The 26,800-nt window shown below is 33.5% G+C and carries 20 protein-coding genes, 5 pseudogenes and 1 riboswitch; of the genes and pseudogenes, 11 read left to right on the top strand and 14 right to left on the bottom strand.

Annotation, left to right across the window (positions count from 1 at the left end; translation table 11 throughout):
* Positions 1-74: 74 nt before the first annotated feature.
* Positions 75-675, bottom strand: a pseudogene (locus MHH59_RS29130) (Holliday junction resolvase RecU).
* Between the two features lie 84 nt (positions 676-759).
* Here MHH59_RS29130 and MHH59_RS29125 point away from each other — a divergent pair.
* The gene (locus tag MHH59_RS29125) at positions 760-954 is read left to right on the top strand and encodes a hypothetical protein (protein ID WP_201055318.1); all 195 of its coding nucleotides are present in this window, start codon (positions 760-762) and stop codon (positions 952-954) included.
* Positions 955-1,240: 286 nt separating this feature from the next.
* Here the strand turns inward: MHH59_RS29125 and MHH59_RS29120 are convergent, their stop codons facing one another.
* Positions 1,241-1,522, bottom strand: coding sequence for a hypothetical protein (locus MHH59_RS29120; protein ID WP_033728670.1), 282 nt, complete (start codon positions 1,520-1,522; stop codon positions 1,241-1,243).
* A 792-nt stretch (positions 1,523-2,314) separates the two neighbouring features.
* Here MHH59_RS29120 and MHH59_RS29115 point away from each other — a divergent pair.
* Together MHH59_RS29115 and MHH59_RS29110 are read left to right on the top strand one after the other, a co-directional pair.
* Positions 2,315-2,563: a hypothetical protein gene (locus MHH59_RS29115; RefSeq protein WP_033728672.1), complete on the top strand. Its 249-nt coding sequence runs from the start codon at positions 2,315-2,317 to the stop codon at positions 2,561-2,563.
* Positions 2,564-2,755: 192 nt separating this feature from the next.
* A pseudogene (locus MHH59_RS29110) lies at positions 2,756-3,354 on the top strand (undecaprenyl-diphosphatase).
* Positions 3,355-3,792: 438 nt separating this feature from the next.
* Here MHH59_RS29110 and MHH59_RS29105 read toward each other — a convergent pair.
* The 6 genes and pseudogenes from MHH59_RS29105 to MHH59_RS29080 all read right to left on the bottom strand — a co-directional run bounded on the left by MHH59_RS29105 (position 3,793) and on the right by MHH59_RS29080 (position 11,618).
* Positions 3,793-3,951 (bottom strand): DUF3954 domain-containing protein, encoded by a 159-nt coding sequence (locus tag MHH59_RS29105; RefSeq protein ID WP_002204060.1) that lies wholly within the window; start codon positions 3,949-3,951, stop codon positions 3,793-3,795.
* A gap of 74 nt (positions 3,952-4,025) precedes the next feature.
* The gene (locus MHH59_RS29100; RefSeq protein ID WP_340853499.1) at positions 4,026-4,388 is read right to left on the bottom strand and encodes a cell division protein SepF; all 363 of its coding nucleotides are present in this window, start codon (positions 4,386-4,388) and stop codon (positions 4,026-4,028) included.
* A gap of 129 nt (positions 4,389-4,517) precedes the next feature.
* Positions 4,518-5,226 (bottom strand): annotated as a pseudogene (locus MHH59_RS29095) (IS6 family transposase).
* 172 nt (positions 5,227-5,398) lie between these two features.
* Positions 5,399-7,762 (bottom strand): putative mucin/carbohydrate-binding domain-containing protein, encoded by a 2,364-nt coding sequence (locus tag MHH59_RS29090; RefSeq protein WP_144513837.1) that lies wholly within the window; start codon positions 7,760-7,762, stop codon positions 5,399-5,401.
* A gap of 1,618 nt (positions 7,763-9,380) precedes the next feature.
* A complete protein-coding gene (locus MHH59_RS29085; protein ID WP_033728681.1) occupies positions 9,381-9,992 on the bottom strand; it encodes a GTP pyrophosphokinase in 612 nt (203 codons plus the stop codon).
* Between the two features lie 126 nt (positions 9,993-10,118).
* A complete protein-coding gene (locus MHH59_RS29080; RefSeq protein ID WP_098633309.1) occupies positions 10,119-11,618 on the bottom strand; it encodes a DHA2 family efflux MFS transporter permease subunit in 1,500 nt (499 codons plus the stop codon).
* 185 nt (positions 11,619-11,803) lie between these two features.
* Here MHH59_RS29080 and MHH59_RS29075 point away from each other — a divergent pair, with 185 nt between their 5' ends.
* The 4 genes from MHH59_RS29075 to MHH59_RS29060 all read left to right on the top strand — a co-directional run bounded on the left by MHH59_RS29075 (position 11,804) and on the right by MHH59_RS29060 (position 16,819).
* On the top strand, positions 11,804-12,709 hold the full coding sequence (locus MHH59_RS29075) for a TetR/AcrR family transcriptional regulator (protein ID WP_002204066.1): 906 nt from the start codon (positions 11,804-11,806) through the stop codon (positions 12,707-12,709).
* A 584-nt stretch (positions 12,710-13,293) separates the two neighbouring features.
* Positions 13,294-14,415 carry an IS200/IS605 family element RNA-guided endonuclease TnpB gene (gene tnpB, locus MHH59_RS29070; RefSeq protein WP_340853493.1) on the top strand — a complete coding sequence of 374 codons (1,122 nt, stop codon included), beginning with the start codon at positions 13,294-13,296 and terminating at the stop codon, positions 14,413-14,415.
* A 321-nt stretch (positions 14,416-14,736) separates the two neighbouring features.
* A complete protein-coding gene (locus MHH59_RS29065; protein WP_340853491.1) occupies positions 14,737-15,402 on the top strand; it encodes a response regulator transcription factor in 666 nt (221 codons plus the stop codon).
* A complete protein-coding gene (locus MHH59_RS29060) occupies positions 15,395-16,819 on the top strand; it encodes a sensor histidine kinase (RefSeq protein WP_340853489.1) in 1,425 nt (474 codons plus the stop codon). The genes MHH59_RS29065 and MHH59_RS29060 overlap by 8 nt, the downstream gene beginning before the upstream one ends.
* A 225-nt stretch (positions 16,820-17,044) precedes the next feature.
* On the opposite strand, the gene MHH59_RS29055 is transcribed toward MHH59_RS29060, so the two are convergent.
* Entirely contained in the window at positions 17,045-18,244 is a 1,200-nt protein-coding gene (locus tag MHH59_RS29055; protein ID WP_340853487.1) for a S1C family serine protease, read from the bottom strand.
* A gap of 211 nt (positions 18,245-18,455) precedes the next feature.
* Here MHH59_RS29055 and MHH59_RS29050 point away from each other — a divergent pair.
* Positions 18,456-18,581 (top strand): annotated as a pseudogene (locus MHH59_RS29050) (IS6 family transposase); the annotation flags it as partial.
* 125 nt (positions 18,582-18,706) lie between these two features.
* Here MHH59_RS29050 and MHH59_RS29045 read toward each other — a convergent pair.
* Positions 18,707-19,000, bottom strand: coding sequence for an ArsR/SmtB family transcription factor (locus MHH59_RS29045; protein WP_078205348.1), 294 nt, complete (start codon positions 18,998-19,000; stop codon positions 18,707-18,709).
* Between the two features lie 652 nt (positions 19,001-19,652).
* Here MHH59_RS29045 and MHH59_RS29040 point away from each other — a divergent pair.
* Positions 19,653-21,083 (top strand): IS4 family transposase, encoded by a 1,431-nt coding sequence (locus tag MHH59_RS29040; protein WP_340853484.1) that lies wholly within the window; start codon positions 19,653-19,655, stop codon positions 21,081-21,083.
* An 871-nt stretch (positions 21,084-21,954) separates the two neighbouring features.
* Here MHH59_RS29040 and mmuM read toward each other — a convergent pair.
* Both mmuM and mmuP read right to left on the bottom strand, forming a co-directional pair.
* Positions 21,955-22,932: a homocysteine S-methyltransferase gene (mmuM, locus tag MHH59_RS29035; protein ID WP_201055218.1), complete on the bottom strand. Its 978-nt coding sequence runs from the start codon at positions 22,930-22,932 to the stop codon at positions 21,955-21,957.
* On the bottom strand, positions 22,907-24,316 hold the full coding sequence (gene mmuP / locus MHH59_RS29030; protein WP_078205350.1) for an S-methylmethionine permease: 1,410 nt from the start codon (positions 24,314-24,316) through the stop codon (positions 22,907-22,909). The genes mmuM and mmuP overlap by 26 nt, the downstream gene beginning before the upstream one ends.
* Before the next feature lie 84 nt (positions 24,317-24,400).
* Positions 24,401-24,508, bottom strand: a riboswitch (SAM riboswitch).
* Positions 24,509-24,851: 343 nt separating this feature from the next.
* Here mmuP and MHH59_RS29025 point away from each other — a divergent pair.
* Positions 24,852-25,016 (top strand): annotated as a pseudogene (locus MHH59_RS29025) (IS4 family transposase); the annotation flags it as partial.
* A 50-nt stretch (positions 25,017-25,066) separates the two neighbouring features.
* On the opposite strand, the gene MHH59_RS29020 reads toward MHH59_RS29025, so the two are convergent.
* Positions 25,067-25,399 carry a carboxymuconolactone decarboxylase family protein gene (locus MHH59_RS29020; RefSeq protein WP_012259796.1) on the bottom strand — a complete coding sequence of 111 codons (333 nt, stop codon included), beginning with the start codon at positions 25,397-25,399 and terminating at the stop codon, positions 25,067-25,069.
* Between the two features lie 7 nt (positions 25,400-25,406).
* Positions 25,407-25,811, bottom strand: a complete 405-nt coding sequence (locus MHH59_RS29015; protein ID WP_201055215.1) for a tautomerase family protein — start codon at positions 25,809-25,811, stop codon at positions 25,407-25,409.
* A 109-nt stretch (positions 25,812-25,920) separates the two neighbouring features.
* Here MHH59_RS29015 and MHH59_RS29010 point away from each other — a divergent pair, with 109 nt between their 5' ends.
* Positions 25,921-26,793, top strand: coding sequence for a LysR family transcriptional regulator (locus MHH59_RS29010; RefSeq protein ID WP_201055214.1), 873 nt, complete (start codon positions 25,921-25,923; stop codon positions 26,791-26,793).
* Positions 26,794-26,800 lie beyond the last annotated feature (7 nt).

Below are 26,800 nucleotides of genomic sequence, written 5' to 3'. Positions count from 1 at the left end.
TCAAATTACTGAATAAGGGAACGATGACTACAATACAGCCCCCACCACACTGTTAGTCATTGTACCGCTATCCATTAAGCCTTTAGCAATTTACGTTTCTTGTTATTCATCTTCTCTTTTGCTGCTTCAATGTTATTTGCTACCCTTGTATGGTCCTGATCAATTTGAATCATGCCTTCTAACATCGCTGGAATTATTCCTTGTTCATCGATGTATTGCAAGTAATCAACTGGCGCTCGTTCTGTCTGCTCTCGGTATAGACTTCTTGCCCTTTGGTTGTCGCGACATCCTTACATAAGATTGGATGATTGATAGTGGTACAACAAATACCGACTTATCCTTACTAAACTCTATAAGAAAGAAGCATATTGCTCCCATCTTTTCTGCTTTCTCCAGATAATCCAACTGGTGCTGCGCAATGTTCTTTAAATCAAAGCGATTAGCATTTTCTGTAGACTTCGCTTCAAATGCGATAGCTCGTCCCTTATACACGCCGTCATAGTCTACTGTACTTTTAGCTTCATAGAATCCATTTAGTACACGGCCACCTTTACTTTTTAACACCTTCACAGGAGTCGGACGCTTGTTTATAAGCGCCACTCTCCCTCTTTGATACATTTCATTCGCTAGATTGATAATCTTTTCAAATGCCATTCCACGGTTACCTTGTCCCATTTTTATTCCTCGCTTTCTATTCAAAAGATTATTTTGTTCAGATTCTGAAAGAATGTTAATATTCTTCATAAAGGAGGTCTACTGATGAAAAATTCATGGAAGAAAGTTTCTTTTATTGCTTTCATAGTAATTGTCCTTTTAATAATTTTATATTTTGGCGGTATGTCACTTTTTTTGGAACCAGCCTTGAATAAAACCCAATATTCCGTCAATACTGTAGATGACATTAGATTTTCTCCTTGTTCCCCCTTGGAGAACCGAGCAGTTAGCTTTTGCTAGCTGCTCTTTGTTTGTAAAAAGCACTCAATTAACTGGGCATACATATAATATTCTGTGTTCCTCTCTCTATACATTGAAATAGTCTTTACAAATGGATAATCTCGTCACAAGAGCACTTTATTAAGTTCTCTTTTTGGGTTTTAAACTAATGAAAAATGAAATTTTTACCATAAAGGTAATTGTTAAATATTTTACGCTTATACAGTATAATAGGATAGTTATTGTGTATTGGCATTAAGGGGAGCGTCCTGATTAAGCGCTTCTCTTTTTTTATAAACCAGCATTTTTATTGTAATCTTCCTCTGTATATCTTCTTGATCTGCGCTTCAGTGAATCCCTCGTACACAGCAAACACTTCAGGAAACTCACTTAAACACAAATCGATGATAGTATTATCTGTCGTGCGTATATAAAAGTACTTAACCAATCCGATGTAATCATGGTGTAGGTAATAACTCTTAATCTCGTAGTGATAGTTATTAGCTTCCAAGACTTCGTACAATTTGTTTTTCGTTTCATCCATATCGAACATGGATAACTGCCCTTCGATCTCCACTTGTTCTAACATTTCCCCATTCCCCTTTCGGTTAAAGCAGCGTTTTTGTTCAAAATGATGCCCTATCCATTTGGACACATTTACCAGTGTTTTTACCAAAAAATTCATGATATGGTTAATTAGTCGAGTACGTCATTACTTGACGATTACCCTTAGAGGCCCCGCAGACAATCGGGGTTTCTTTTATTTAAATAACGATTTTGTTCACTTTTATAGCTTACTATTCCTCATAGTTGTGTTTTTCTTCTAGGACTTTTATAAAGTTAAAGTGTCCATCGAGATAACAATCATTGATATAACCCCCAAAATATATTTCATTAACTTCGCTTAAAGTAAAATTTTCATTTTTTCATTCAACCAAGTTCATAACATATTCTTTTCCTCCGATAAAATAATGATTAGGTGCCCCACGCGCATTTTATCCACTGGAAATAACACCTTTTACGTACTTAACTATTAGAAACTTCATTTCTGCTACTTCTGCAATAGCAATTTTGTTCACTTTTTTGATACATTTATGAAACATTCACATGTTATCTTCAATACGTTCGATCCTTTTTATAAAACCGTGTGAGATATACCAAAACAAGAATCCCTAGAGCCCTAACTCTAGGGACTCTTGTTTTTAAATAAGGATTTTGTTAAATATACAATTGAACCTTTTTACACTCTCCATATTACTAGACCACGAAATATTCAGAAACCTTATGAAATTGTAATAATAATGTAAGGTTTCTCAATATGAACCAATGTATTTATGTAGTAAACTATTTATCGGCAATACATATAAAAGGAGAAACATTTATGACTTTTGAAGACAATCGTAAATTAGGCATTCAACAAGGGTGTATAGTAATAACAGATCAATCGCAATATCTTGTTGTTAAAAAGAATGAAAATTATTCTTTATTAAGCATCGCAACTGCGGAATGCATAAACTTTGAAGTTTCACTTGAACATCTTGAAGAAATGGTCCAAGTAGATTTAAAAGAAAAAATTCGAGATATCATTCCACCAGAGAATATTAAAATCGTAGCTCAAAACAGAATATAAAATGTATTTTCTAAGAGCACTTTCTTTAGTGCTCTTTTTTCGTGAATAGTTTCAAATAACTATTTTATTAAAAGTCTTTAATGAGCTAATCCTTACAGTTTTGTAAGACTACTGTCACTAAAATCAATTTTTTTACCACAAACTATTTAACATAATTTTCCTTATACACAAACAATAAGGAGCGATTTAAAAATGTTTTTTTCTCAATTAAATATTGATGCTTTTCGAGCTATCAATAATTTAGGGAAGCAATATTCATCCCTAAACTCCACTATGGTATTTTTAGCGGAATATATGGTGTATTTTTTAGGTTTAATTATTATTGCTTATTGGTTTACTCAATCTAAAAAAACAAAATGATGATTATTCAAGCAATAGTTGCTTTCGTAACTGCTGAAATAATTGGAAAATTAGCAGGGAATTTGCATTTGAATTATCAACCATTTGCAGTATTACCTAATGTTAATAAACTTGTCGATCATGCAGTAGATAATTCATTTCCTAGCGACCATACGATTCTATTTTTTTCAATTTGTTTTTCATTCTGGCTTGTTCGTAAAAAGGCTAGATGGTTATGGCTTGTACTTGCATTCTGCGTAGCTATTTCTCGTATTTGGGTAGGAGTTCATTATCCTTTTGATGTCATAACAGGAGCTTTAATAGGAATTATTTCAGCACTATTTTCATATTGGTTAACACCGAAAATTACATTCATCAAACAATTACTTAATCTTTACACAAAAATAGAACAAAATGTAATACCCTCCAAAAACAAGTCGAAAAACTTTTGATTAATCTCACAAAGCTAAAAAGATTACATATATTACCGAGTATTTTTCAATATTGTCTTGATCGAAGAGCGCTCCCTTGGGCGCTCTTTAATTTTAAAATAACGCTTTGATTAAAATCTATGAATCCATTTCTTAGGTGAAAAACTTTTATAGAAACACCTTTTTTGGACAAATTTACCGGGTGAATTAGCGGAAATTTCGTGTTATTCTGAACTTGTTGAATAACCCAATACATTCAACAATGCTCTTGATTGCATACTTAGTATGCAATCATCCATCCAGATACCTTAGCTAATACCTCCCCCTAATCGTTGTTATAGCTAAGGTATCTTTTTAGATGCCCTGTGTGCAGGGCTTTTTCATTTCAGTGATGATGCTCTTTATCCCATCTAATTATCGATGCTTTCAGTCCAATTTCTTAATAAAATTCAAATTTGATTAAAGTAACTGTGTTTTTCGTTCTTCCATACGGATTACTTTTCCACTTTGAGGTGGTTGTATTAGTTGGACCTGACCATTTTTAACAACATATATTCCGTTTATTTTCAAATCTATTTCAGCTGTCATTTCTACAAGATTTTCTTTTCTAATTCCCACCAAGATCACTCCCATATGTTATAATTAATTTGTCGAATAATTATGTCGAGAGCAATCTCGGCTTTTTTGTTTGTCTACAAATATCGCACAACATTTTCTGGAACAAATGATTGTTCAAGTGATAAATGAAGCCGTATTGGAATAGGCTTTTTTTCATCCCGTGCTCGCTTACACATTTCCTCTGCTTCTTCCCAATCAAATTGTTTACCCTCCACTCGCTTATAACGCCAAATTCCAATTATGTAATCTTCAAATAACTCATAACGCTCATCAGGCGCTGTCGTTGGTTTTAATTCATCAATCGCTTTGGCTTGACGTGGTATTTGTACAACAACGTCGGCAAAACGTAGTTTAGAATTTAATCGATGATCATGAGCCTTCTTAAAATCAAATGACACAACTGGTTCAACATCAAAGATTGTTAACTGCTTTGGCATTGCTTTTCCCCTCCAATACGTGCAAGCTTGCAATTAAGATTCCTTCAAGCTGCGTTAACGTTAGCGGTTCTGGTGCAAATACTTAGGAAAGATATAAAGAGGCGAAAAGTTTCCTAGTGGAATCTAGTCTTAAGCAACAATTCCAAATAGTTGATGGATGAACTCCACTTGATTTTGGACAGACTTGTCCAGTAAAATAAGTTGCCCTTTTTTTACCATATGCATAGCTTCTATTCAAGAAATAATGGCTGTAGCTGTGCGAAAGGATTTCAATCCTATCATCGAACGAACTCGCTTTTTAATAAATCGATGATCTTGTTCCACTATATTATTGAGATATTTTACATGCCTTAGTTGGATGCCTAATGGCATCTTTTTTTCTTTTCTCAATTCTTCAACTGTTATAGGATAAGCTGGATTCTTATCAACTGTCACGACACGAGGCTCAGAAATATGAAAAGACTGCAAAGCTTTCTTGAAGAATCGCTTTGCAGTCTTGTGGTTTCTTGCTTTGCTTAGGTAAAAATCGATGGTATTTCCTTTCGAATCGACAGCACGATACAGGTAACATCCATTGACTTTTTAATTTGATATATGTTTCATCAACTCTCCAAGAGTCATTGGTTTGCTTGAGATGACGACGGATTCTTTTGTCTAATTCAGGACCATACTGATGAACCCAACGCATAATCGTTGTATGAGCAACGGATAAGCCCCGTTCCTCCATCATTTCCACCAAATCGCGAAATCTCAAGTTGTACCGTAGGTACCATCTTACTGTTTGCAAAATAATATCATGATGATAATGCTTCCACTTGAATAAATTTCGCTTTTCCATAATGATCACGCACCTTTTTAGAGTAATCGTATCAGTATGTCCAAGATTTAGAGATTACTTGAAGTTTTCGCACCAGAACCAGAAAAAGGCACCTAAAAGGTGCCTTCTTCTTATGAGATAAAAATTATTTAGCTAGTTATGAAATAATTATTCTCTCAAATAGACGATATCATCAACTTATTGAAATTGTTTTCCATAAGGACAACGAGAATATCCAATTCGAATCTCCATTTCCTTGGTAACTTTGAACAGCTTCATAGATTTTCCCTTGATACTCTACTCTATCCCCTTTTGTATATGCTTTCCTCGGATCCCATTTTTCATAAGAGGTATTTTGCTCTTTTGTTTTTATACTAAGAACACTACTTTGAATAGACTGATTTCCAGCTGCATCTATAGCCTTCACAGTATATTTGTATTCCATGTTAGCAGTCAGTTTACTATCAGTAAATGTGGTTCCCTGTACCGTTTGAATGAATCTTCCGTCACGTAATATTTGATATTCTTTCACACCTACGTTATCTGTTGATGAATTCCATTTTAACTCTACGCTATTTGTAGTAATGTTGGCTGCTTGTAATCCTTCAGGCCGTGTAGGAGCTTCCGTATCTGGGCTAGGGTTAATAATTTGATCAACTTTCTTAAGACCATTAACTGTAACTTGATACACTATCTTCTTACCAAAGCTCTCCTGTATATTTTTATCCACATTTATAAGAGTCGCCCGGTTTCCACCCTCTAAATGTGTAAACTCAATATAGTCTCCGACTTTCATCGAAATTTTTTGTGTTTCAGCATTTTGTTGCCTGTTTCCATAAATATCTTTATTATATACCACTTTTCCAGATGAATTTTGGACTTTCACACTCGCATATGTACTATCAAAGTAATGATGTGGTACACCTGCTTTTAATTGAATTTGCATTTCTTCTTTTGTCTTATTAAAATCCAATTTTGCAAACTCAAAATCTCCTATTCCTTTCATTGACCATACAAATTGGTTTCCCTCTAAAACATTATTTGATATATCTGGACTATATCCCAAATTTGACAGGATTGACTTTAAATCTGGCAAAACACCGATTTTATCTGTTAACGGATTTTGGGATTTGGTACCTGTATTTTGATTACTTAGTATATTTCTTAATTCAGCTGGTTTATATGGACGACCTAAATGTTCTTTAGCCACACCTTGTATTGAAGTCGCTGCTCCAGCAATAATTGGAGAAGCACTAGATGTACCACTAAAGCCTGTTGTATAGAGATTTTTAGTAATCCTATTAGGCTCAGCACGAGTTGTATCTACGTTTTCTCCCCAACCATAAACATCAATTCTACTACCATAATTTGAAAACCATAAACGTTTATGAGGAACAGTTGACGATGCGGCTCCAATCATTATAGCTCCTGAATCTTTAAAGTCCGGACTATTGCGATTTAATACCTGTTTTCCATTCCGATCTCTAAATTGATCAAGGTCATTAGAACCATTTGCCCCGGCTTCTATCACAATAATTCCTTTATCCGTTCCAGCTCGTATTGCATCAAAGATATCTGGCTGTACTTCAACAGGTAAATATTTATCTCCATATCCATCATATGAAGCTTGTGCCTCTAATAATAAAATATCCCCAGCTTGTAAATTATGTACAGCATTTATTATCGCATCAGCCGTATTATAAGACCCATCACCTCTTATTTGGGATACTACTTTGACCTTAGCCTTTGGTGCAATTCCTATATTACCAATCTCATTATCTTCAGCAGAAACAATCCCAAGAACAGACGTTCCATGACCAACGTGTTGATCTATATTTCTACCAGATATAAGCTCAACTTTTTGATTTACTAAATCTTCATGGTCTAATAACCACCCATACTCCATATCTACAAAAGTAGTTCCTTTTCCATCTCCACCTTTAATGCTCCATGCATAAGATGCATTAATCCCATATGGTGCTTCCTTAAGATATCCCTGGTTTAAAAATCTTGGATCGTCGTAAGGGTTAAGCGATACAGTAGGTAATTGTACTTCTGGTAAAAGAGTTGGTTTTTCTTGCATATATACTTCTTCAACAAGATAAGATTTCTTAAACTTGTCCATCAATGTTTCAGCTGTTACTTTATTAGGTACTTCTACAATATAATAATCTAGTAAATTAGAAGATGATTTTTTTTCAGTTTCCCTCGTATCTTTATCAATATTTTCAATCTCTTTTGGGTCCACAGATGTAAATAAACGTTTTAATGTTAGCTGTGGAAATTCAGAAAAGATTTTTACTAATTCCAGATCGCTATCTTCGTTTTTTATTTGTTTCTCAAGTCCATCCTTATACGGGAAATTCACTTCACTTTTAAACTTTACAATAATTTGATCTTCTTCTTTAATATCTGCCTCAGATTGAGTTATATTTTTTACAGGACCTTTCGAATCTGCATACACTACATTGGGATTTTCATGAAATTTAATTAGCTCTAATCCTGTAAAGGCCGTAAGTGCAATCGTAGAAACGAATATCCCTTTTATAAATTTCATAATGAATACCTCTATTCTTATTTCTTTATATAACAATTTATAGATTTTTTAAAGGTTCTACTTTGAATAAATAACTCAACATCACTTGTGTGTATTCATAAATTATTTTAAAAAATCTTTTATTATACACTCAACAGGTTGTTTATTTTTTATATACAAATGAACTGTTAACACCTATACCCTTCCCTTTAAACAACACAACAATTGTCCTCATGATATGAAATATAAGTGAAAGCCCTTTGAAAAACGCCAAAAATATTAAAAATTCACTTATAAACAACCGGATAATTTTATTTCTATATTACTTTATAAATAATTCTTTCTAATTGCTAATATTTTCATAGTAGATGGCGGCACGTTTTTCTAACCATATTAATCTTATTGGACAAAAAAATGATGAATGTGATGTTAAAACTAAGACAAGCTACCTTTAATGGTAGTTGTGCAGTTTGTGAGATAGAAGAATGTAATTTGTATGCTACGATCTGACATAATTCTAATGGTATGGAATGTATATTTCTCCGTAAAAGTAACTTGCTTTTATCTTTTTTAAACAATTTATTGTATTATTTTCATCTAATTAGGCACAGAAACAATTTAAAAATTCTTACTACTTTTTAGGAAAAACGTTTTTAGGGTACATTTTAAAATAGCTCTTTTTCTTTAAAATGTTTCTGTGCTTAATATTTAAAATATCTTATGTCAAAATTTCCCGCAACTAATATGTTAAATGATTTATAATTATATATAATATGGAATATTATAGTTAAATATTCCATATTATACTCTATTAAATATAGCGTATTTAACTTATTATGAATTGATTTGTTAGTCTAAGTATGAATTATTAAGTATGTTTTGTTTATAATTGTCACAATATAATTTTATCTTCGACGTTTTAATTACTTATAGAACATTTACATATGTTATAACTGTTATTTATGAGATAAAGAATCTCTCTACATATAAGATTTACTTAATTTAGATTTTTTCTCTCTCAATCATTTTGTCGAAAAAAGTCGAATTTTCATATTTTTTCTTTATCTTTTTGTTGTAAACGTTTTATTTTCGTGTTACCATCTTAATCAAACAATAGATGGTAACAAACTTAAAATATTTCTTTCCATTAGACACATATAAACGTTCGGTAACAACATGAAATTATGGTCAAAGAAATATGAACTACCTGATAAAATATTCAAAGGGATTTTTACCACCTAAATTTTCTGTTAATTCAGAATGTAGAACTTTAACATTTTGTCCCTAAGCAAAATTTACATTTTAGCGTGGTAAACCCAAAAAACTAAATCACCCACCCAAATTAATAAATGAAATGTCTGGTTATATCTAGTAATAAGTCATGAGAAAATGATTTTTTCCCTAAGAAAACTGAGCCAATTAATAAAAAGCATCTAAATTACTATCTATTGTTGATCACATATTTACCAACAATAAAAAAGAACCTACTGAAGGTTCTTTTTTATTTTAATCATTAGTATTTCAATTATTGATAATCATTGGTGTTGAATCTTTATTTCCTCAGCTGCAATCAAGCATATGCGTCCTTTTTATATAACAAGTTGTTCCATGCGATCCTATTTATTCTTAACATGCCTCTTTAACCTTTCAAACCTTCCACTCTTACATGAATGTCCCTCATCTTTTCATCCAAAGATTTTGCAGTTTTGGCCGCGTCAATAAGCTCTTGCTCCAGATAGAAAGGGATTTTTTTGTCATACTTATAATAAATTTTATGTTCTAGGCTAGCCCAAAAATCCATCGCTAAGGTTCGAAGCTGTATTTCAACATAAACAGTCTCTACTTTTTGGGATAGTGTTACAGGTATTTGTACAATTACATGTAAACTCTGATACCCATTTGATTTTGGATTTTCAATATAGTCTTTCACCTGTACAATTTTAATATCATTTCGTTTGGATAGCTGAGAATATATATCATAAATGTCATTTACAAAAGAACAAATGATTCTCATACCTGCAATATCATACAACTTTTCTCTTGAGTTTGACATTGTAGGAGAAATTCCTTTTCTATCAAGTTTTAGTTGAATACTTTCAAATGATTTAAGTCTCGTCTTAATATGCTCAATTTGATTATGGTTTTTTAAATACTTTGCTTCTTCAGCTATTATATTAATTTTGGTTGTCATTTCATCTAAAGCAAACTTATATGGTAGTAAAAATTGACCCCATTTTCTTACATCTTCCATGTTAATCCCCCTCTTATTTCAACTTTTCACATGTATTGTTCAATTGAATCAATCACATTAAAAACGTTCATCAGATAGACAGAAAGAAGATGCCTTAACTCTAAAAATTCTTCATTTTTTAAACAACTAATTTATGTTCTCAAGTCGATCATCTACTTGATTTGAAATTGGAACTGTTGTTCTTTTAAGAAAGAACGATAGAATAAATGCTACACCAGCAATAACAGCTGATACTAAAAATGCATCATTGATTCCTGAAATAGTTGCTTCCATGGAGATGTGCTGCTGTATTTTTGCTAAGGCTTCACCAGTAGGTGCATTTGTTAGCTTATTTATAGCATTAGACATCATTTCTTCTACATGTATTGCTGTTCGATTAGACATAATTGTAACGAGTAGGCTACCACCGATTGCTCCTGAAACCTGTTGAATCGTACTATTCATTGCTGTTCCGTGTGGTGTGAATTCTGGTGGTAATTGATTTAAACCATTCGTCATAATCGGCATCATAACCATTGAGATACCAAGCATACGAGTTGCATATAACACAACTAAATGTGTATACTCAGTGGATCCCGTTAGTTGACTAAATAAAAATGTTGTAACGATTACAATAGCTAAGCCAATAAACGCCAACAATTTCGGACCATATTTATCGAATAATTTTCCTGTAATAGGCATCATAATCCCCATGATTAATGCGCCAGGTAACATTAGTAAACCAGAATCCATTGCGGAAATACCACGGATATTTTGTAAATAAATCGGTAATAACAGCATGGCAGAGAACATCGCCATGTTTAAAGCCACTGAAATAATTGACGATAAAGCAAACATTGGGTATTTATATACTCTAAAGTCGAGCATAGGCTCCTCAAGATTAAATTGACGAACAATTAACCCTACCAACGATGCTAGTCCAATAATAATGGTTAAATAAACATTAGGTGCACTCCATCCACTGTTACCAGCAGAGCTGAATCCATATAAAATACCACCAAAAGCCAAGGCTGATAAGACAACAGATAATCCATCAATATTGTCATTGCTTTTTTCTTTGTGATCATGTAATTTAAAGTATCCCAAAATCCAGACTAAAGCCATTATAGGAGCCATCATTAAGAAAAGTACCGGCCAATCATAATGTTGGATAACCCATCCCGATAATGTTGGTCCAATAGCAGGTGCAAAAATCATTACTAAACCAAAAATCCCCATTGCTGAGCCACGTTTTTCAGGTGGAAATGTTGTATATAAAACATTCATTAGTAGTGGCATAATTAAAGCCGCTCCTGAAGCTTGAATCATACGAGCCGAAAGTAAGACTGAAAAACTTGGTGCAAATCCACCTATTAATGTACCAATTGTAAACAACCCCATAGAGGTTAAAAATAATCGTCTAGCCGTATATTTTTTTATTAAAAATGCAGTAGTGGGAATTAAAATTCCATTTACTAGCATATATCCTGTCGATAACCATTGTACGGTTGAAGCACTCACATCAAAATCCTTCATGATAGATGGTAAAGCTATATTGAGCAATGTATTACTTAATAACGCTACAAATGCTCCTATCATTAAAATCGCTAATAAGCTAAAAGAAGCTTTTGTTTGTTTTTCTTTCATGTATATGCCCCCTTCTGTACTATCGGTTTATTTTTATACCTCAAGTCCAACAAGGTTAATGATATCTCATTAGCAATTAATTATCAACAAAAATGTACCGGTTGTCCAAAATTGTACTAGTTGTTTTTTCTTTGTTACAATATATTTATTAATATAAGAGCATTACCTCTAAAGGAGCTTAGAATATGAATAAGAAGAAAAGAGACGTTTTAGATAAAGCACATGAGCTATTTATAGAACAGGGATATCACGCGACATCTATTCAAGATATTTTAAATCATAGCAATATTTCCAAAGGTTCTTTTTATAATTATTTTTCTTCCAAAGGCGAACTATTCAAAGCTGTATTTAAACTTATCCAAGAAGAGATGCAAGTGGAAAGAGACAAATTACTTATTGGAGAAGATTGTAAAGATATTGCTATCTATATAGAACAAGTCAGCCTCATGATGGAACTTAATAAAAAAAACAAGTTAATGCAATTAATTGAAGATGTGCTTGTATCAAACGATCCAGATCTCATACAATTTATTAAGCAGTCTAAATACTTATTTTTAAGTTGGGTGTATAAACGCTTTACAAATATTTTCCCCGAGGATAAATCAAATTATTTAGTGGATTGTGCGGTTATTTTCATAGGTATGATGCAGAATATTCTTCATACCAGTAATGCATGGAATCAAACAATTACCATAAAGCAAATTGTTACTTATTGTATGGATCGGATAATTATCATTTTGGAAGATATTAGTGAAAAAAGCATTCAATTATTTACACCCGCATATATAAATGAATTTTTACCTCAATCAGATTATAATGATTTTTTTAACAATGAATTTTCAATTGCTACGCTAAACTTAAAAAAAGTAATTGAGAAAAAAAATGGTTTCGAAAAGCAGAAAATGACAACATGTTTAAACCTGTTGTACTTTATTCAAGAAGAGATTATGTATAATAAAGCAGATTCAAGAAAATTTTTAATTGAAAGTGCTTTAACAACTTTAAAAAATAGTCCAGAAATCAATGCCACTCAGGAATATATACAATATGAACAAATTTTAGGGAAAATGGACTATTTTCCGATTTCATAAATTTCATTTTCTTCAATCTAAACTATATACACAAATTTAAAGGTATTCTTATAATGAAAAGACCCTATATCCTGTATATATAGGGTCTTCCAATATATGTTTTTTATCATCATATTTAACGTTGGATGATATTTCTCAGCTATTCCTCTCTGGCCTTTCAAAAGTTTCTTTACCCATTTGAATTAAGTTAATCCCTCTTACAAAAAAGATATCTGTTCTTACTCTGGCTTCATTCCTTTTGAAAAGTATTTTAACGTTTAACTCACATCTGATAGAGATAAGGAACTAATTTCTGGATTTTTGTTAACTCGGTTTATATAGGTTTCTTTTATTTACACTTGCGTACTTATATAGATACGGTGATGATTTTACTTTTTGTTTTTTTATTTTTATTTTTATCATTTTAGCCAAGAAGACTCCTTCCTCAAGGAACGCGAAGTGAGTAGGTGGGAGATGAATTGGCTTCGGACAAGAGATGGCAGGAAGCCATCTTAATTGTTCGACATACATAAACTGTTACTTCACTATCTATCGAATGTATGTTTGTTATATAATAGACACATGCCGAAATGGAGGTGAAATGAATGATGATTAATAAAGCATATAAATTTCGTATCTATCCAAATAAAACACAAGCAACCCTAATTAATAAAACGATTGGCTGTTCTCGTTTTGTATTCAATCATTTCCTATCTCTATGGGATAACGCATACAAAGAGACAGGGAAAGGTTTGACATATGGTACATGCTCTGCCAAACTTCCTGCCATGAAGAAAGAGTTTGTTTGGCTCAAAGAAGTGGATAGTATTGCGATTCAGTCGTCTGTTCGCAACCTTGCGGATGCTTATACACGCTTTTTCAAAAAACAAACTAGTGCCCCGCGTTTCAAATCTAAGAAAAACAACGTACAATCTTACACCACAAAACAAACAAATGAAAACATTTCCATTGTAGGAAAAAAGATAAAGTTGCCGAAACTAGGTCTTGTTCGATTTGCCAAGAGTCGCGAAGTAAAGGGACGTATTGTAAATGCTACAGTTAGACGGAACCCTTCTGGCAGATACTTTGTGTCATTGTTAGTTGAAACAGAAGTGCAAGAACTTCCAAAAACACAATCTTACATCGGAATGGATGTGGGACTAAAAGATTTCGCCATTTTGTCAGATGGAACAACCTATAAAAATCCGAAGTTTTTTCGGTCATTAGAAGAGAAGTTGGCGAAAGCGCAGCGTGTTCTTTCTAGAAGAATGAAAGGATCTTCTCGCTGGAATAAACAGCGAGTAAAAGTAGCTAGAATTCATGAATACATGACGAATGCTAGAAAAGATTACTTGGACAAAGTCTCAACTGAAATCATCAAAAACCACGATGTTATCGGTATAGAGGATTTGCAAGTATCGAATATGTTAAAGAATCATAAGTTAGCAAAAGCCATTAGTGAAGTATCATGGTCGCAATTTCGATCCATGTTAGAATACAAAGCAAGATGGTATGGCAAACAAGTCATTGTCGTATCGAAAACATTTGCTTCCAGCCAATTATGTTCTTGTTGTGGATATCAAAACAAAGACGTTAAAAATCTAAACCTACGTAAATGGGACTGCCCTTCTTGTCGTACACACCATGATAGGGATATTAACGCAAGTATTAATCTAAAGAATGAAGCGATAAGGCTTCTAACCACAAGGACTGTGGAGCTAGCCTAATCAATTAGAGTTCGTTAGAACTCTTTACTTAGGAATCCCTCACTTCTAAACGAAGTGAAAGTGGGGGTAGTTCAAACGACTATGTTCCGAATGATGGATTATCCACAATTTTATATCTAATAAAGAAAGAATTATGTCTGTTTCAAGTGACATTTTGCTTACCTCCTTCTTTCTTAAGTGTTATGTATACATAATATCTTTTAAATCTGGAGCTGATTTGAAATATATATAGTTTTCCTGTGAAGTCTTTATATTGTTTTCTAGTAATTCTCCATACAAACTCCAGATAGTAAAGTTATAATGGCTACTAGAGGTGATATAATGATCAACCATCATATTCTTGTAATAGAAGACGATCAAGAAATTCAGGAATTAATTAAACAATTTTTATTGACACAACAGTATATAGTTGAAGTTGCATCAGATGGATTAGAAGGAATGATACAATTTAATAAGCAATCCTTTGATTTGATTCTTTTGGATGTGATGATGCCAAACCTTAACGGATTTGAAGTTGCGAAAATGATTCGAAGTCAATCAAATGTGCCAGTTATTATGCTGACTGCGTTAGAAGAAGAACAAGATCAAATGAAAGGATTTGATCTTGGAATCGATGATTATATTACAAAACCATTCTCTTTTCATGTTTTGATTAGACGAGTCGAAGCAGTACTAAGAAGAAGCAATGATAAAAGCTTAGATAATCATTTCGTCTTTAAAGAATTGCGTGTCGATGCCGACGCCTATAAAGTATATGTAAATGAAGTTGAAATCTCCTTAACAACGAAAGAATTCGAAATTCTGCAACTACTACTACAAAATGAGAGAAAAGTACTCCTAAGAGAAAGCATCGTAGAAAAAGTTTGGGGCTACGATTATATTGGGGAATCACGAATAATCGATACGCATATTAAAAACATACGAAAGAAATTAGATATCCCTTATATTAAAACCATAAAGGGTATAGGTTATAAAATCGATGAATAGGATCGTAAAAATCATGAAGATGAAGCGAATTACTTATAAACTCTTTATGACTACATCCCTCATTTTGTTAGCCTTTGCAGTCCTAATTTATTTAACTTTATACTTTTTTCTTCCTACATTTTATGAACAATATAAAACAGAGCAACTTGAAAACGGAATGGAAGAAATAATTGATAAATCTAATAATCTTACTTTTCAAAATGCACAACCGCTTTTTGAGGAGTATATGCAAAAAAATAATGCAATACTCAGATTTCCAGATTACGAAAGAGTAAACGTTTATTCTACTCCTTATACATTTATTCAAGGAAGTGTTACTCAAGCAGCACGAATAGGGAGTTCAAATAGCCTGAACAAATCATATGATATTCCATTTCAGGATGGTAACCAAACCGTCATAGTATACGCAACATTTCAACCTATTGATGAAGCTTCCAAAGTTTTGGTACGTTTCCTTCCCTATATCAGTATTATTGTAGTTGTTATTGGGATAGGAAGTGCTTATTTATTTTCAAGGTTCATTACAAAGCCTCTCATTTATATTAATCGAGGGGCACAAAAAATGGCGGACTTAGACTTTTCCGAAAAAATTGAGATTCGTTCTATGGATGAATTAGGAGAACTATCTAATAGCTTGAATGATATGTCCATTAATTTACAACAAACTATGTTTGATTTACAAAAAGCAAATCAGCAATTAAAAAGTGATATTGAAAAAGAAAGAGAAATAGAAACCAAACGCAGAGAATTTTTTGCAACTGTATCACATGAATTAAAAACCCCTCTCACTATTATGAAAGGATACTTAGAGGGGATGATATATAATATTGGTCCTTATCAAGATCGTGACCAATACTTAAAGAAAAACCACCAAATTATCGAAAAGATGGAAGATCTAGTTCGTGAGATTTTAAGTATGTCTAAATTAGAACAACATACATTTAAACTACAATTAAAAGAAATAAATCTCTCCGAGTTAATGGATATAATCACAAAAGATCTCAGTTTTTTTGCTTCTCAAAAAGACATTCAAATCATAAAACAGATTGATTCTAACCTTTCTGTCTATACAGATCGGGCTCTTTTAGAAAAAGCCTGTAAAAATATTATTCATAATGCAATTATGTATTCTCCGAATAGCGAGAATGTATATATACAGCTAACTCAGGACTCAAAACAAAAATGTATCTTAATTCAAATTATCAATACAGGTGTACAAATTAAAGAAAATGATATACAACATGTCTTCGAACCATTTTATCGAATTGAAAAGTCAAGAAATCGAAATACTGGTGGGAGTGGCTTAGGATTATATATTGTAAAACAAATTTTTGAAGCACTAGGTATAGAGTACTGTATTAATAATGTAGAACAAGGTGTACAATTTGTTGTTAGTATTCCAATATCTGAACAATAAACAACCTCCCCTACCAATTGGGGAGGTTGTTTATTATTGCTTTTTAAAATACCCTTATACAATACTTACCCAGTATTAGATGTATCCAACCTACAAACCAAGCTAAGAGTTTTGACTTTACCAGTTCCAGATGAGCCTAAAATAGTTTGAACTAGAATTGAATTCGTATGTATATGATCAAAAAAAGTTAAATCAATTTACAGGAGTGATCTGTTCAAAATCAGACTACTTTTGCTCTGTTAATTTCACCATTTTTGTTATTTTTTCACCATTGCGATAAACTGTCACTTTAATTGTATCCCCCGATTTTTTCTTTTCATATAAATACTTGCGGAATTGAACAACGTTTTCTATTTTTTGTTCATCCAATGCAATCACAACATCATGCTGCTGTAATCCTCCTTTTTCTGCTGGTGATTGATTCGATATGCTCCCCAACACGACACCATTTATTATCTCTTTTGGCAGTTTTAATTGATCACGTGCAGAATTCGTAATTTCCTCCACATTAAATAACTGTACACCTATCATTGGACGTTTAACCACGCCATCTTTTTCCAATGATTCTAGAACTGTTTTAGCTATATTAATTGGAATTGCGAATCCGATTCCTTCAACTGCTTGTTGTGCAATTTTACTTGAATTAATTCCAATGACCTCACCTTGCTCATTAAATAAAGCCCCTCCGCTATTCCCAGGATTAATAGCTGCATCTGTTTGAATCACCTGTGCCTGCCAATCCACTTGTTGATTTCCAAGTGTGCTAACAGGTATTACTCGATCCTTACTACTAATAATCCCCTTTGTTACACTTCCTTCTAACCCTAATGGATTCCCAATAGCAATTACAGATTCTCCTGTACGAATTTTTTCCGAATCTCCTAGAGTTGCTACTTTTTTCACATCTGTTCCGTCAATTTCTAATATAGCTAGATCTAATAATGGGTCTGTCCCTACTACTTTAGCAGTAAGCTTTTTACCATTATTCAATTTTACTTCTATTTTATTTGCACCGTCTATCACATGATTATTTGTGACAATGAAAACCTTATTGCCTGTTTTTTTATATATGACACCTGATCCTGAACCGGCTTCTTCTGATTGTTCTTGTACTGCAAATGGATCTGCATTTTTTTGATAGTTAATGACACCTACTACAACTTCTTTTGCATCTTCAATCATATTTTGAAGACTATTCACACCTTCTGGTTTGTGCGAGACAGGAGTAACCTGATTCACCTCGTTATTTTTAGCGGATTGACCTATACCTCCTTTGATCTCATCTATATATGGAGTGGTCAAGCCAATAGTAATTGACCCGATCATTGCACCAATTATTCCAATAAAAAAATAACCAGTTTTTTTACCGTCTCTACTTATGTTCTTTCCTGTTTGTTTTGTATCATAGTGTCCCATTATGAACACTCCTTTCTCCTTTTATGTCACCTGGATATTCCCAACTTAATATTTTCACTATAAGCCCTAAATCTGGAGTGTACATGGAGATAATCAGTAGTTTATCAAGAGTTGTAAATCTGGTTCTGGTGCAAAAGCTTCAAAATATCTAAAAAAAGTCTTTCAGACTTGGACATACTGATACTATTATTCTAAAAAAGGATCTGATTGGTATGGAAAAGCTAAATCTATTCTTTCAGGAATAGAAGCGATGCATATCATTAAAAAAGGCCAACTTATTTTACGGGGCAAGTCTGTCCAAAATGAAGTGAAGTTTATTCATCAACTATTCGGAATGGCTGCATAAGAGTAGATTCCATTAGGAATCTATATACCTCTTCAAATAAATACAATCTTTGCACCAGAACCCTCTAATAAACATACAAAAAGTTCCCTGCTTTATAATAGGGAACTTTTTTGCATATTATTAACCTACAAATCTAAAATCCCTACAATCTGACGAGCTTTAGAATTATCAATATAATAATGCATCTCTAATCCTCTTCTTTCCGCACGGAGTACGGTTCCTCTCAATTTTGATAAATACTGTGAAACAGTGGATTGCGGAAGTCTTAATATTTCTGCTAACAGTGTAACATTACGCATTTTATGATGCATTAACTCATTTACAATTTGTAATCGTACTGGATGTGCCATTACCTTTAATAAATCTACATCCTCTTCTGGAATTCCTATTACATCTCGATCACTTTTTAATGCTATCATTTTATATTCTCCTTTATTATTTATTTCTATTATCCTTATAAATAGTACTCATATATAAATACCTTTTGTCCTGTTGAGAAAATAAATTCACTATCCGCTCTTTAGATTAAATAAAGGAAAAGAACTACATATTTATTAAGTTATACGTTCTTCCACCAAAGAAGTAATCTCTTCAATTTTTATATATAGGGATAGCACCACATCGCCATCAAGCTAAGAACAGCAAATACCCCCAAAAAAGAAAAATTGAGCCAAACTCTTATAAATAACTGTGAAAAGGTAAAATTTTTGTTATGGAAGGTTTCTCAAAATATTAGCTTGATGGGCATGTTGTGGCACCTATTTAAGGGAAAATATGGATGAATTCTAATAAATACTATATAATAATAAATGGGAGGGGATAAAAATGCTAGATCAAATCACTTGGGGAACGCCAGCCAGCTTATTATGCTTAGGATTCTTTTTTGCAGGGTTAGGAATCTTCTTAAGAAGTATTACGTCATATACGAAAAATAAATAAAAGTTCAAAAAAACAAAAAATTCACGTTTAGGGGATACTTTAAAATCTTAGCTTGGTAGCAAAATTAAATTTCCTTAAAATGAAAAAATACGCTATTCTTTCTGTAGAATCATAGGAAAGGATGGCGTTTTTATGTCTGTTTCTGTGTCTGACGAATTACAACTATTTGCTCAAGAGATTCAAAGTTTTTTATCTCCAAATACCTTACGAGATCTTGCTAGAGATGTTGGTTTTGTACAACGAACCAGTAAGTATCAAGCAAAAGATTTAGTAGCTTTATGTGTATGGGTGAACCAAAATGTAGCTATGACTTCTTTAACTGAGTTATCTAGCTGTTTAGAAGCATCAACAGCAGTGCTCATCAGTCCTGAGGGACTGAATCAACGATTTAATAAGGAGGCCGTCCAACTTTTACAACACCTACTTGCCGAACTACTAAGCAAAAAATTGGCCGCATCTATGCCGGTTTCTTCTCCATACACTTCTGTTTTCAAACGTATTCGTATTTTAGATTCAACTGCATTTCAACTCCCGGATGTATTTTCAACGGTTTATCCAGGTGCAGGAGGCTGCAGCCATACAGCTGGGATAACAATTCAACTTGAGTATGATTTGTTAAGTGGGCAGTTCCTTCATATTCATACAGGTCCAGGTAAACAACATGATCGCACTTACGGCTCTCTGTGTGCCCCAACTGTGACAGCGAATGATTTATGTATCCGAGATTTAGGTTATTTTCATTTAAAAGACCTTCAATATATACAAGATAAAGAGGCCTACTATATCTCTCGTATCAAGTCGAATACACGTATTTATCAAAAAAATCCTAACCCTGATTATTTTCAAGACGGAAGAATTAAGAAAGGTACAGAGTATATACAGATAGATATGGAGACGTTAATGAGCTCCCTTCAACCAGGACAAACATGTGAAATAGCTGATGCTTATGTAGGAATGATTGATAAAGTGCCAGCTCGTGTAATTGTTCATCGATTAACAAAACAACAGCAACAAAAACGATTACAAGATCAAGCTGTAAGAGAAAAAAAGAAAGGAATGAAGTATTCTCCTCGTAGTAAACGACTCAGTGGTATCAATGTATATATGACAAACACCCCTACAGATATTGTCCCGATGGGACAGGTACATGACTGGTATTCTTTGCGTTGGCAAATCGAAATTTTATTTAAAACGTGGAAGTCATTCTTTCAAATTCATCATTGTAAAAAGATAAAACCAGAACGATTGGAGTGCCATTTATATGGTCAATTGATTGCCATTCTAATCTGTTCTTCTATCATGTTTCAAATGCGCCAATTGCTCCTCATGAAGAAAAAACGAGAGCTTAGTGAGTATAAAGCCATATATATGATTAAAGATTATTTTCTTCTTCTATTCCAAACTATACAAAAAAACACCCAAGAGCTATCAAAGGTGTTACTTCGCCTGTTCAATCTCCTACAGCAAAACGGGCGGAAATCTCATCGATATGAGAAAAAAACGGTCTTTGATATATTAGGTGTCGTTTACAATTGTGCCATGTCTGATAATCAAGCGGCTTAATTCAAAAAAAGGAAACCCGTTAGGGTTTATTTCGTATGCAAATCTTTAAATTTCCTACATGTAGCCTTTAGAAAAAGGAAACAGCCACTACTATAATTGACGTTGTATGAGCTTATCTTGATGGCGATGGGATAGCACCACATCGCTATCAAGATAAGAAAAGCAAATACCCCCTAACGAGAAAATTGACATGTCCAGATGAAAATGTACAATTTTTTGTTTTAGGGGCGTTATAAAGTTTTTAAGTTAATGTGGTGATACCCATCAACTTAAGAATGGAAACAAAGTGTACTTTCATTTTGTGGGGTAAAGCATTCCTAAAATAGAAGCATACTCTTAATAATACGCATACCAAATAAACCCTATCGTTTTATTAAAAGTCAAGGAAATAGTAATGAAATTCTATATTTATGCGATTGAATATAATGTCACACATTTTATAAGGTAAAAAGGAAAGGATAGATGAACAGGAGAGTATACCTGTTTACATCTATCCTTTTTTACAACAATATGACCACATTTACTACTACAACAAATTTTCATATAGTTACTGAACTATTTTTTGAATAACTAAATTAACCTCTTCGTTAACTTTAATTACGAATAAATGGTCCCCTTCACCTTCAATTGGATCAACTACATCTTCATTAAAAGATTCAGCGTGTTGTCTACCATATCTATTAAACTAGCGGTTTTTATTTTCCCTGATTCCTTTCCATACCTAAGGTACCCAAAAGTCCACTGGATTCCCGAGGCTACCATCCACATTTGTGTCTCTGAAAAGACATTTTGTGCCACTAGACGTAACTGTAGATTTCTGAACAAGCAAAATCACGAAAATACACACAAAGTTAGATTATCATCCATTACATTACTGTTTTGCTTCGTTCGAATAGAAAAACTCGGAAGAACGCCACTTGTTCGATATCTCCTCAATGTGATAAGGTGTCGTTCTACAGCATCCACCTATTAAACGTGCACCTGCTTGGTACCACTCTTCAGATTGAATATCCAACGCGTTACATTGTTCATGACCATGCCATGTTTTTGTTTCTGGATTATAAGTTTCACCAGAGTTTGGATAAACAATAATCGGTTTTTTGGTGTTTGCCCTCAACTCTTGGATTGCACCAGTCACAACGGTTACTGGCGCACAATTGATGCCTATCGCTACAATTTGTTCACTTTTCTCAAAAACTCGTGCACACTCCACGAGTTTCAAACCTTCACTAACCTCTTTCTCATTTTTTAGCGAAAAGGAAAGCCACGCATATGTTGCTGGAAATTCACGCAATAATGTATCTAATACTCTTGCTTCTTGCAGGGAAGGGATCGTTTCAAATGCCAATAGATCTGCACCTGCTTCGATTAACGCAGACATTCTCGAACGGTGAAAGTCTGCTAATGTTTTATCTGTCACACCATAGTTGCCTACATACTCTGAACCATCTGCAAGGTAAGCCCCGTACGGTCCAACTGATGCAACAACCAATGGTTTAGGCCTATTCGTTCGCGTATTTTCCTTCCAAAAATCATCTCTTGCCCTTCTTGCGAGTAACACCGTTTTCTTAATTAATTCCAAAGCTTCCTGTTCTTGTATTCCACGCGCGGAAAAACCACTAATAGTAGCTTGATAGCTTGCTGTTATGGCACAGTCCGCTCCAGCACGAAAATAGTCCGAATGAACCTGATAGATTAGTTCCGGATTTTCTAGTAACACACGTGCCGACCAAAGGGGATCGTCCAAATTACATCCATGCGCCTCCAATTCAGTAGCTAATGCTCCGTCAAGAAGCATAATGGAATGTTGGGATAAAATAGCATCAATTGGGTTGATTTTGTTCGACATAATCTACGCCCCTCTTTTTTAGATTTTTTGTTAGATAATAACTTCCATAGCAAAATAAAATAAACGGTATGCCGCAATATAAGGCAATTCTCTGTGTTGGATCGAATGCAATTCCAATACACGATGCCAGACAAAGGATAAAAGAAGCAATTGGTACTAATGGATATAGTGGTGTGCGATAAATCAAGTCCTTTTCAGAATTTCCTTCTTTCAAAAATTGTCTGCGAAATAGGAACTGGGAAGCACTAATACTCATCCAAACTATAACTACTGCTAGACCGGAAATGGAAACAAGTACGATATAGACAGTATCTGGTGCCACAATACTTGAGAGCAAAGCCAACGCTCCACCCACCATGCTGAAAATGACGGCGTTGATTGGAACACCTTGCTTCGTCATTTTCCCAAAAATCGGGGATATCGTTTTCTTATTAGCAAGCGACCAAAGCATTCTAGAAGAGGCATAAAGGCCTGAGTTTGCCGCAGATAAAATGGCTGTTAAGATAACGAAATTCATTATGTCAGCTGAATATGGCACCCCAATTCGTTCTAGAACTGCAACAAAAGGGCTCTCTAATACCCCTGCATCGGAAATAGGCAATAACGCAGATAAAACAACAATCGTTCCTACAAAAAAGATGATTAATCTCCACAGAGTAATTCGAATGGCCTTCGGTATCATTTTTTCCGGGTTCGCTGTTTCTCCAGCTGCAATGCCTATTAATTCTGTTCCCGAAAAAGCAAAATTAACCGCAAGCATGGTCATCATAATGGCCGTAGCACCATGAGGAAATAAACCTCCACTTGTAAAATTAGAAAAGAATGGTGCTGCTTTTGAATGAGTCATCGGAAGAAACCCTAGCATTGCCGCTACTCCTAAAACAATAAAAAACACAATAGCTATAACCTTTATCGATGAAAACCAAAATTCGGATTCGGCGAAAAATTTAACAGTCAGGACATTTAATACAAAGATCAAAATGGCAAAAAGAGCACTCCATACCCAAACATTAACCGATGGAAACCATCGCTTCATAAGTAATCCTGCGGCTGTAAATTCAGAACCTAAAGCAACAGTCCAAGTTAACCAATACAACCAGGCTACTGTATACCCTGTACCCGGTCCAATGTATTTAACTGCATAACTATGAAATGCGCCCGTTTCAGGCATATGTACGGAAAGCTCTCCTAAACATAGCATAACTAGATAAACCACTAGCGCACCAATCAGATAGGATAGAATTGTTCCAAACGGGCCAGCTTGTTGAATAGTGTAACCCGAGCTTAAGAATAAGCCAGTTCCAATCACCCCACCAAGTGATAGCATGACTAAATGACGTGCTTGCATTTTCCTTTGAAATTCTCGCCCATTTTTGTTCTCCATTTCTACTCTCCTTTAGTTACTATCCAGAAAAAAATAAAAGCGCACTCTAAAAAAGAGGGCGCTACTGACAAATAAAAACGGAAGCTCTCATCTATCAGGATTATCACCCGCTGGAATTAGCACAGTGTCTACTTAAGCAGACCTGTTGCTGAGGTTTCATAAGGCCAGTCCCTCCACCTCTCTGGATAAGAAATATTTTTTTATAACCTTATCAATCCATTCAATAACTGTCAAGATAATTCTGTTTTTTAAAAAAATTATCTATTATAGAAATACAAAAAATAGAGTATTACTATAACTGCAACCCACTCCTTCTTGGGTATTATTTAAAAATCGAACATACAAAACCTCATTTATTTATGATACGGTTCACAAGCACTTCCTCAAAATTTAATGCACTTCTAAATATCTTCTTACTTCTTTGGCTATGGGGTCACCATACATAACCATCAACTCAGGAGATTTTAATACCCTCCAATATCAAAAAACGTTATCCTTTCTAAACAAGCTAAATTAGAAAGGATGATGTTTTCTTATGAATCTCTCGATTCAAGATGAATTATTACCATTTGCAGAAGAATTACAACGATATGTTACACCTGTATTCTTAGAAGAACTTGCAAGAGAAATAGGATTTATAAAGCGAAAACGTAAGTTTTCTGGATCAGAATTAGCTGCTATTTGCATTTGGATTAGTCAAACTAGTTTCTTATCTAGCAGATTTCATTTTTGTTTTTTATAGAAGATTGATTATTTAGATACCGTATTCTCATTTTTGTTCAATATCATGTTTAGCGTTGCAGCCGCTTTAGGCCATCCAACGTAAAAGGCCATATGTGTTATCAAAGCAATAATTTCCGTTTCGTTAATTCCATTCTTTTCAGCTAATTGTAGATGAAATGGTAGTTGCTCAGTATTACCGATACTAATTAGAGCAGATAGTGTACATAAACTTCTTTCTCTGGATGTTAAAATAGGATCTCTCCATACTTTTTCGAATAATATGTTTTCACTATAATCAACAAAATCGGGAGCCATATCTCTCATTTTCTTTCGTATATTGGACTCGATACGATCATTCACTATTTTTTCACTCCCTTATATTAACCATTTGTGCTATACCTTGACCAAATGACCAGTTTTCAACAGATGTCTCGTTTAATGTAATAAAAATATCTGTTGTAGAGATGTTTAAATGATTAGAAATAGTTTTTGATATGGATTGATACAAACTCTTTTTCTGATTTATTGTTCTTCCTAGCCCACATGTAATAGAAACATGCATTATTTTTTCTGTTCTCTTTTCCTCTCCTTCTAAGAGATAATGTGGATCGTAAAAAAATTGATTAGGGGGGTAAGGTAAAAACATTTGAAAGTAATCATTTTCTGGGATTTTAAAATGTTCAATCAATGAATGATGAATACTATTACTTACCGTTTTTAGCTCTTCTTTATTCAATTGACCATCTGGATAATAAACATTAACAAACGGCATATTTTCACTCCCTTTCTTATGACCTTATTTTACTTCCATTACCTCGATTTGTATAATTGAAAATACATCGTATAATTATCAATAAAACCGATGAAGATGGGGTGTGAAGATGGAAATAAAAGAGTTAAATACATTTAAGATGATTGTCGAAGAAGGTACTTTTTCACTGGCAGCAAAAAAATTAAACTATGCTCAATCAACTGTAACAACACATATAAAAAAGCTGGAGAATGAACTTGGCTTCCTTCTATTTGATCGAGGGTGGGATGCGCGATTAACAGAGGAAGGTACTTTATTTGCAAAGGAGGTAGATAACTTATTAATGCATTGGGATTATTCAATATCTCAAGCACAGCGCATAAGTAATGAGGAAAAAGGGAGAATAAGAATAGGGCTAACAGAATCTGTTGCAAAAAAGTTAATGCCATCTATATTAAACTATTTAGACAATGAGAAACCATATATACATTGTGATTTTGTTGTAGGGAATACAGCACTTTTATCACAACTATTAGAACAAAATAAAATTGATTTTGCTGTTTGCGGAAACAACAAAAATAGTTCCAATATGAACTTCACTCCACTTTACAATGAACAAATTGAATTTATTGTCAATAACCCTCACCATCCAATATTACACAAAGAGTCAATTGAAGTATTCGATATCATTAATTATCCTATTTTAATTGGAGAGAATAGTTGTTATTATTATCAATCTGTGAATGCCTTTTTATCAGAAAATAATTTATCTTTTAAAAGAGTTTACAATTGTAGTGCATTACATCTTATTCCACAAATGGTTTTTGGAAATGCAATAGGTATTATTCCTAAGGGAACTATTTTAAACAAAGGTAATATATCATTTAAGGTTAAAGGATTTGATCCCCAGATGCCTATAGGATTATTAATTTCTTCTAAAAACAACAATTATTTGAGCCAGACAAAACAACGACTTATGAAATTAATTGAATCGTTATTGTGATAAATAA

Source organism: Bacillus sp. FSL E2-0195 (assembly GCF_038003645.1).
GTDB classification, from domain to species: Bacteria; Bacillota; Bacilli; order Bacillales; family Bacillaceae_G; genus Bacillus_A; species Bacillus_A mycoides.
The sequence above is the reverse complement of the archived record's forward strand: the minus strand, read 5'-3'. Positions and strand labels throughout refer to the sequence as shown.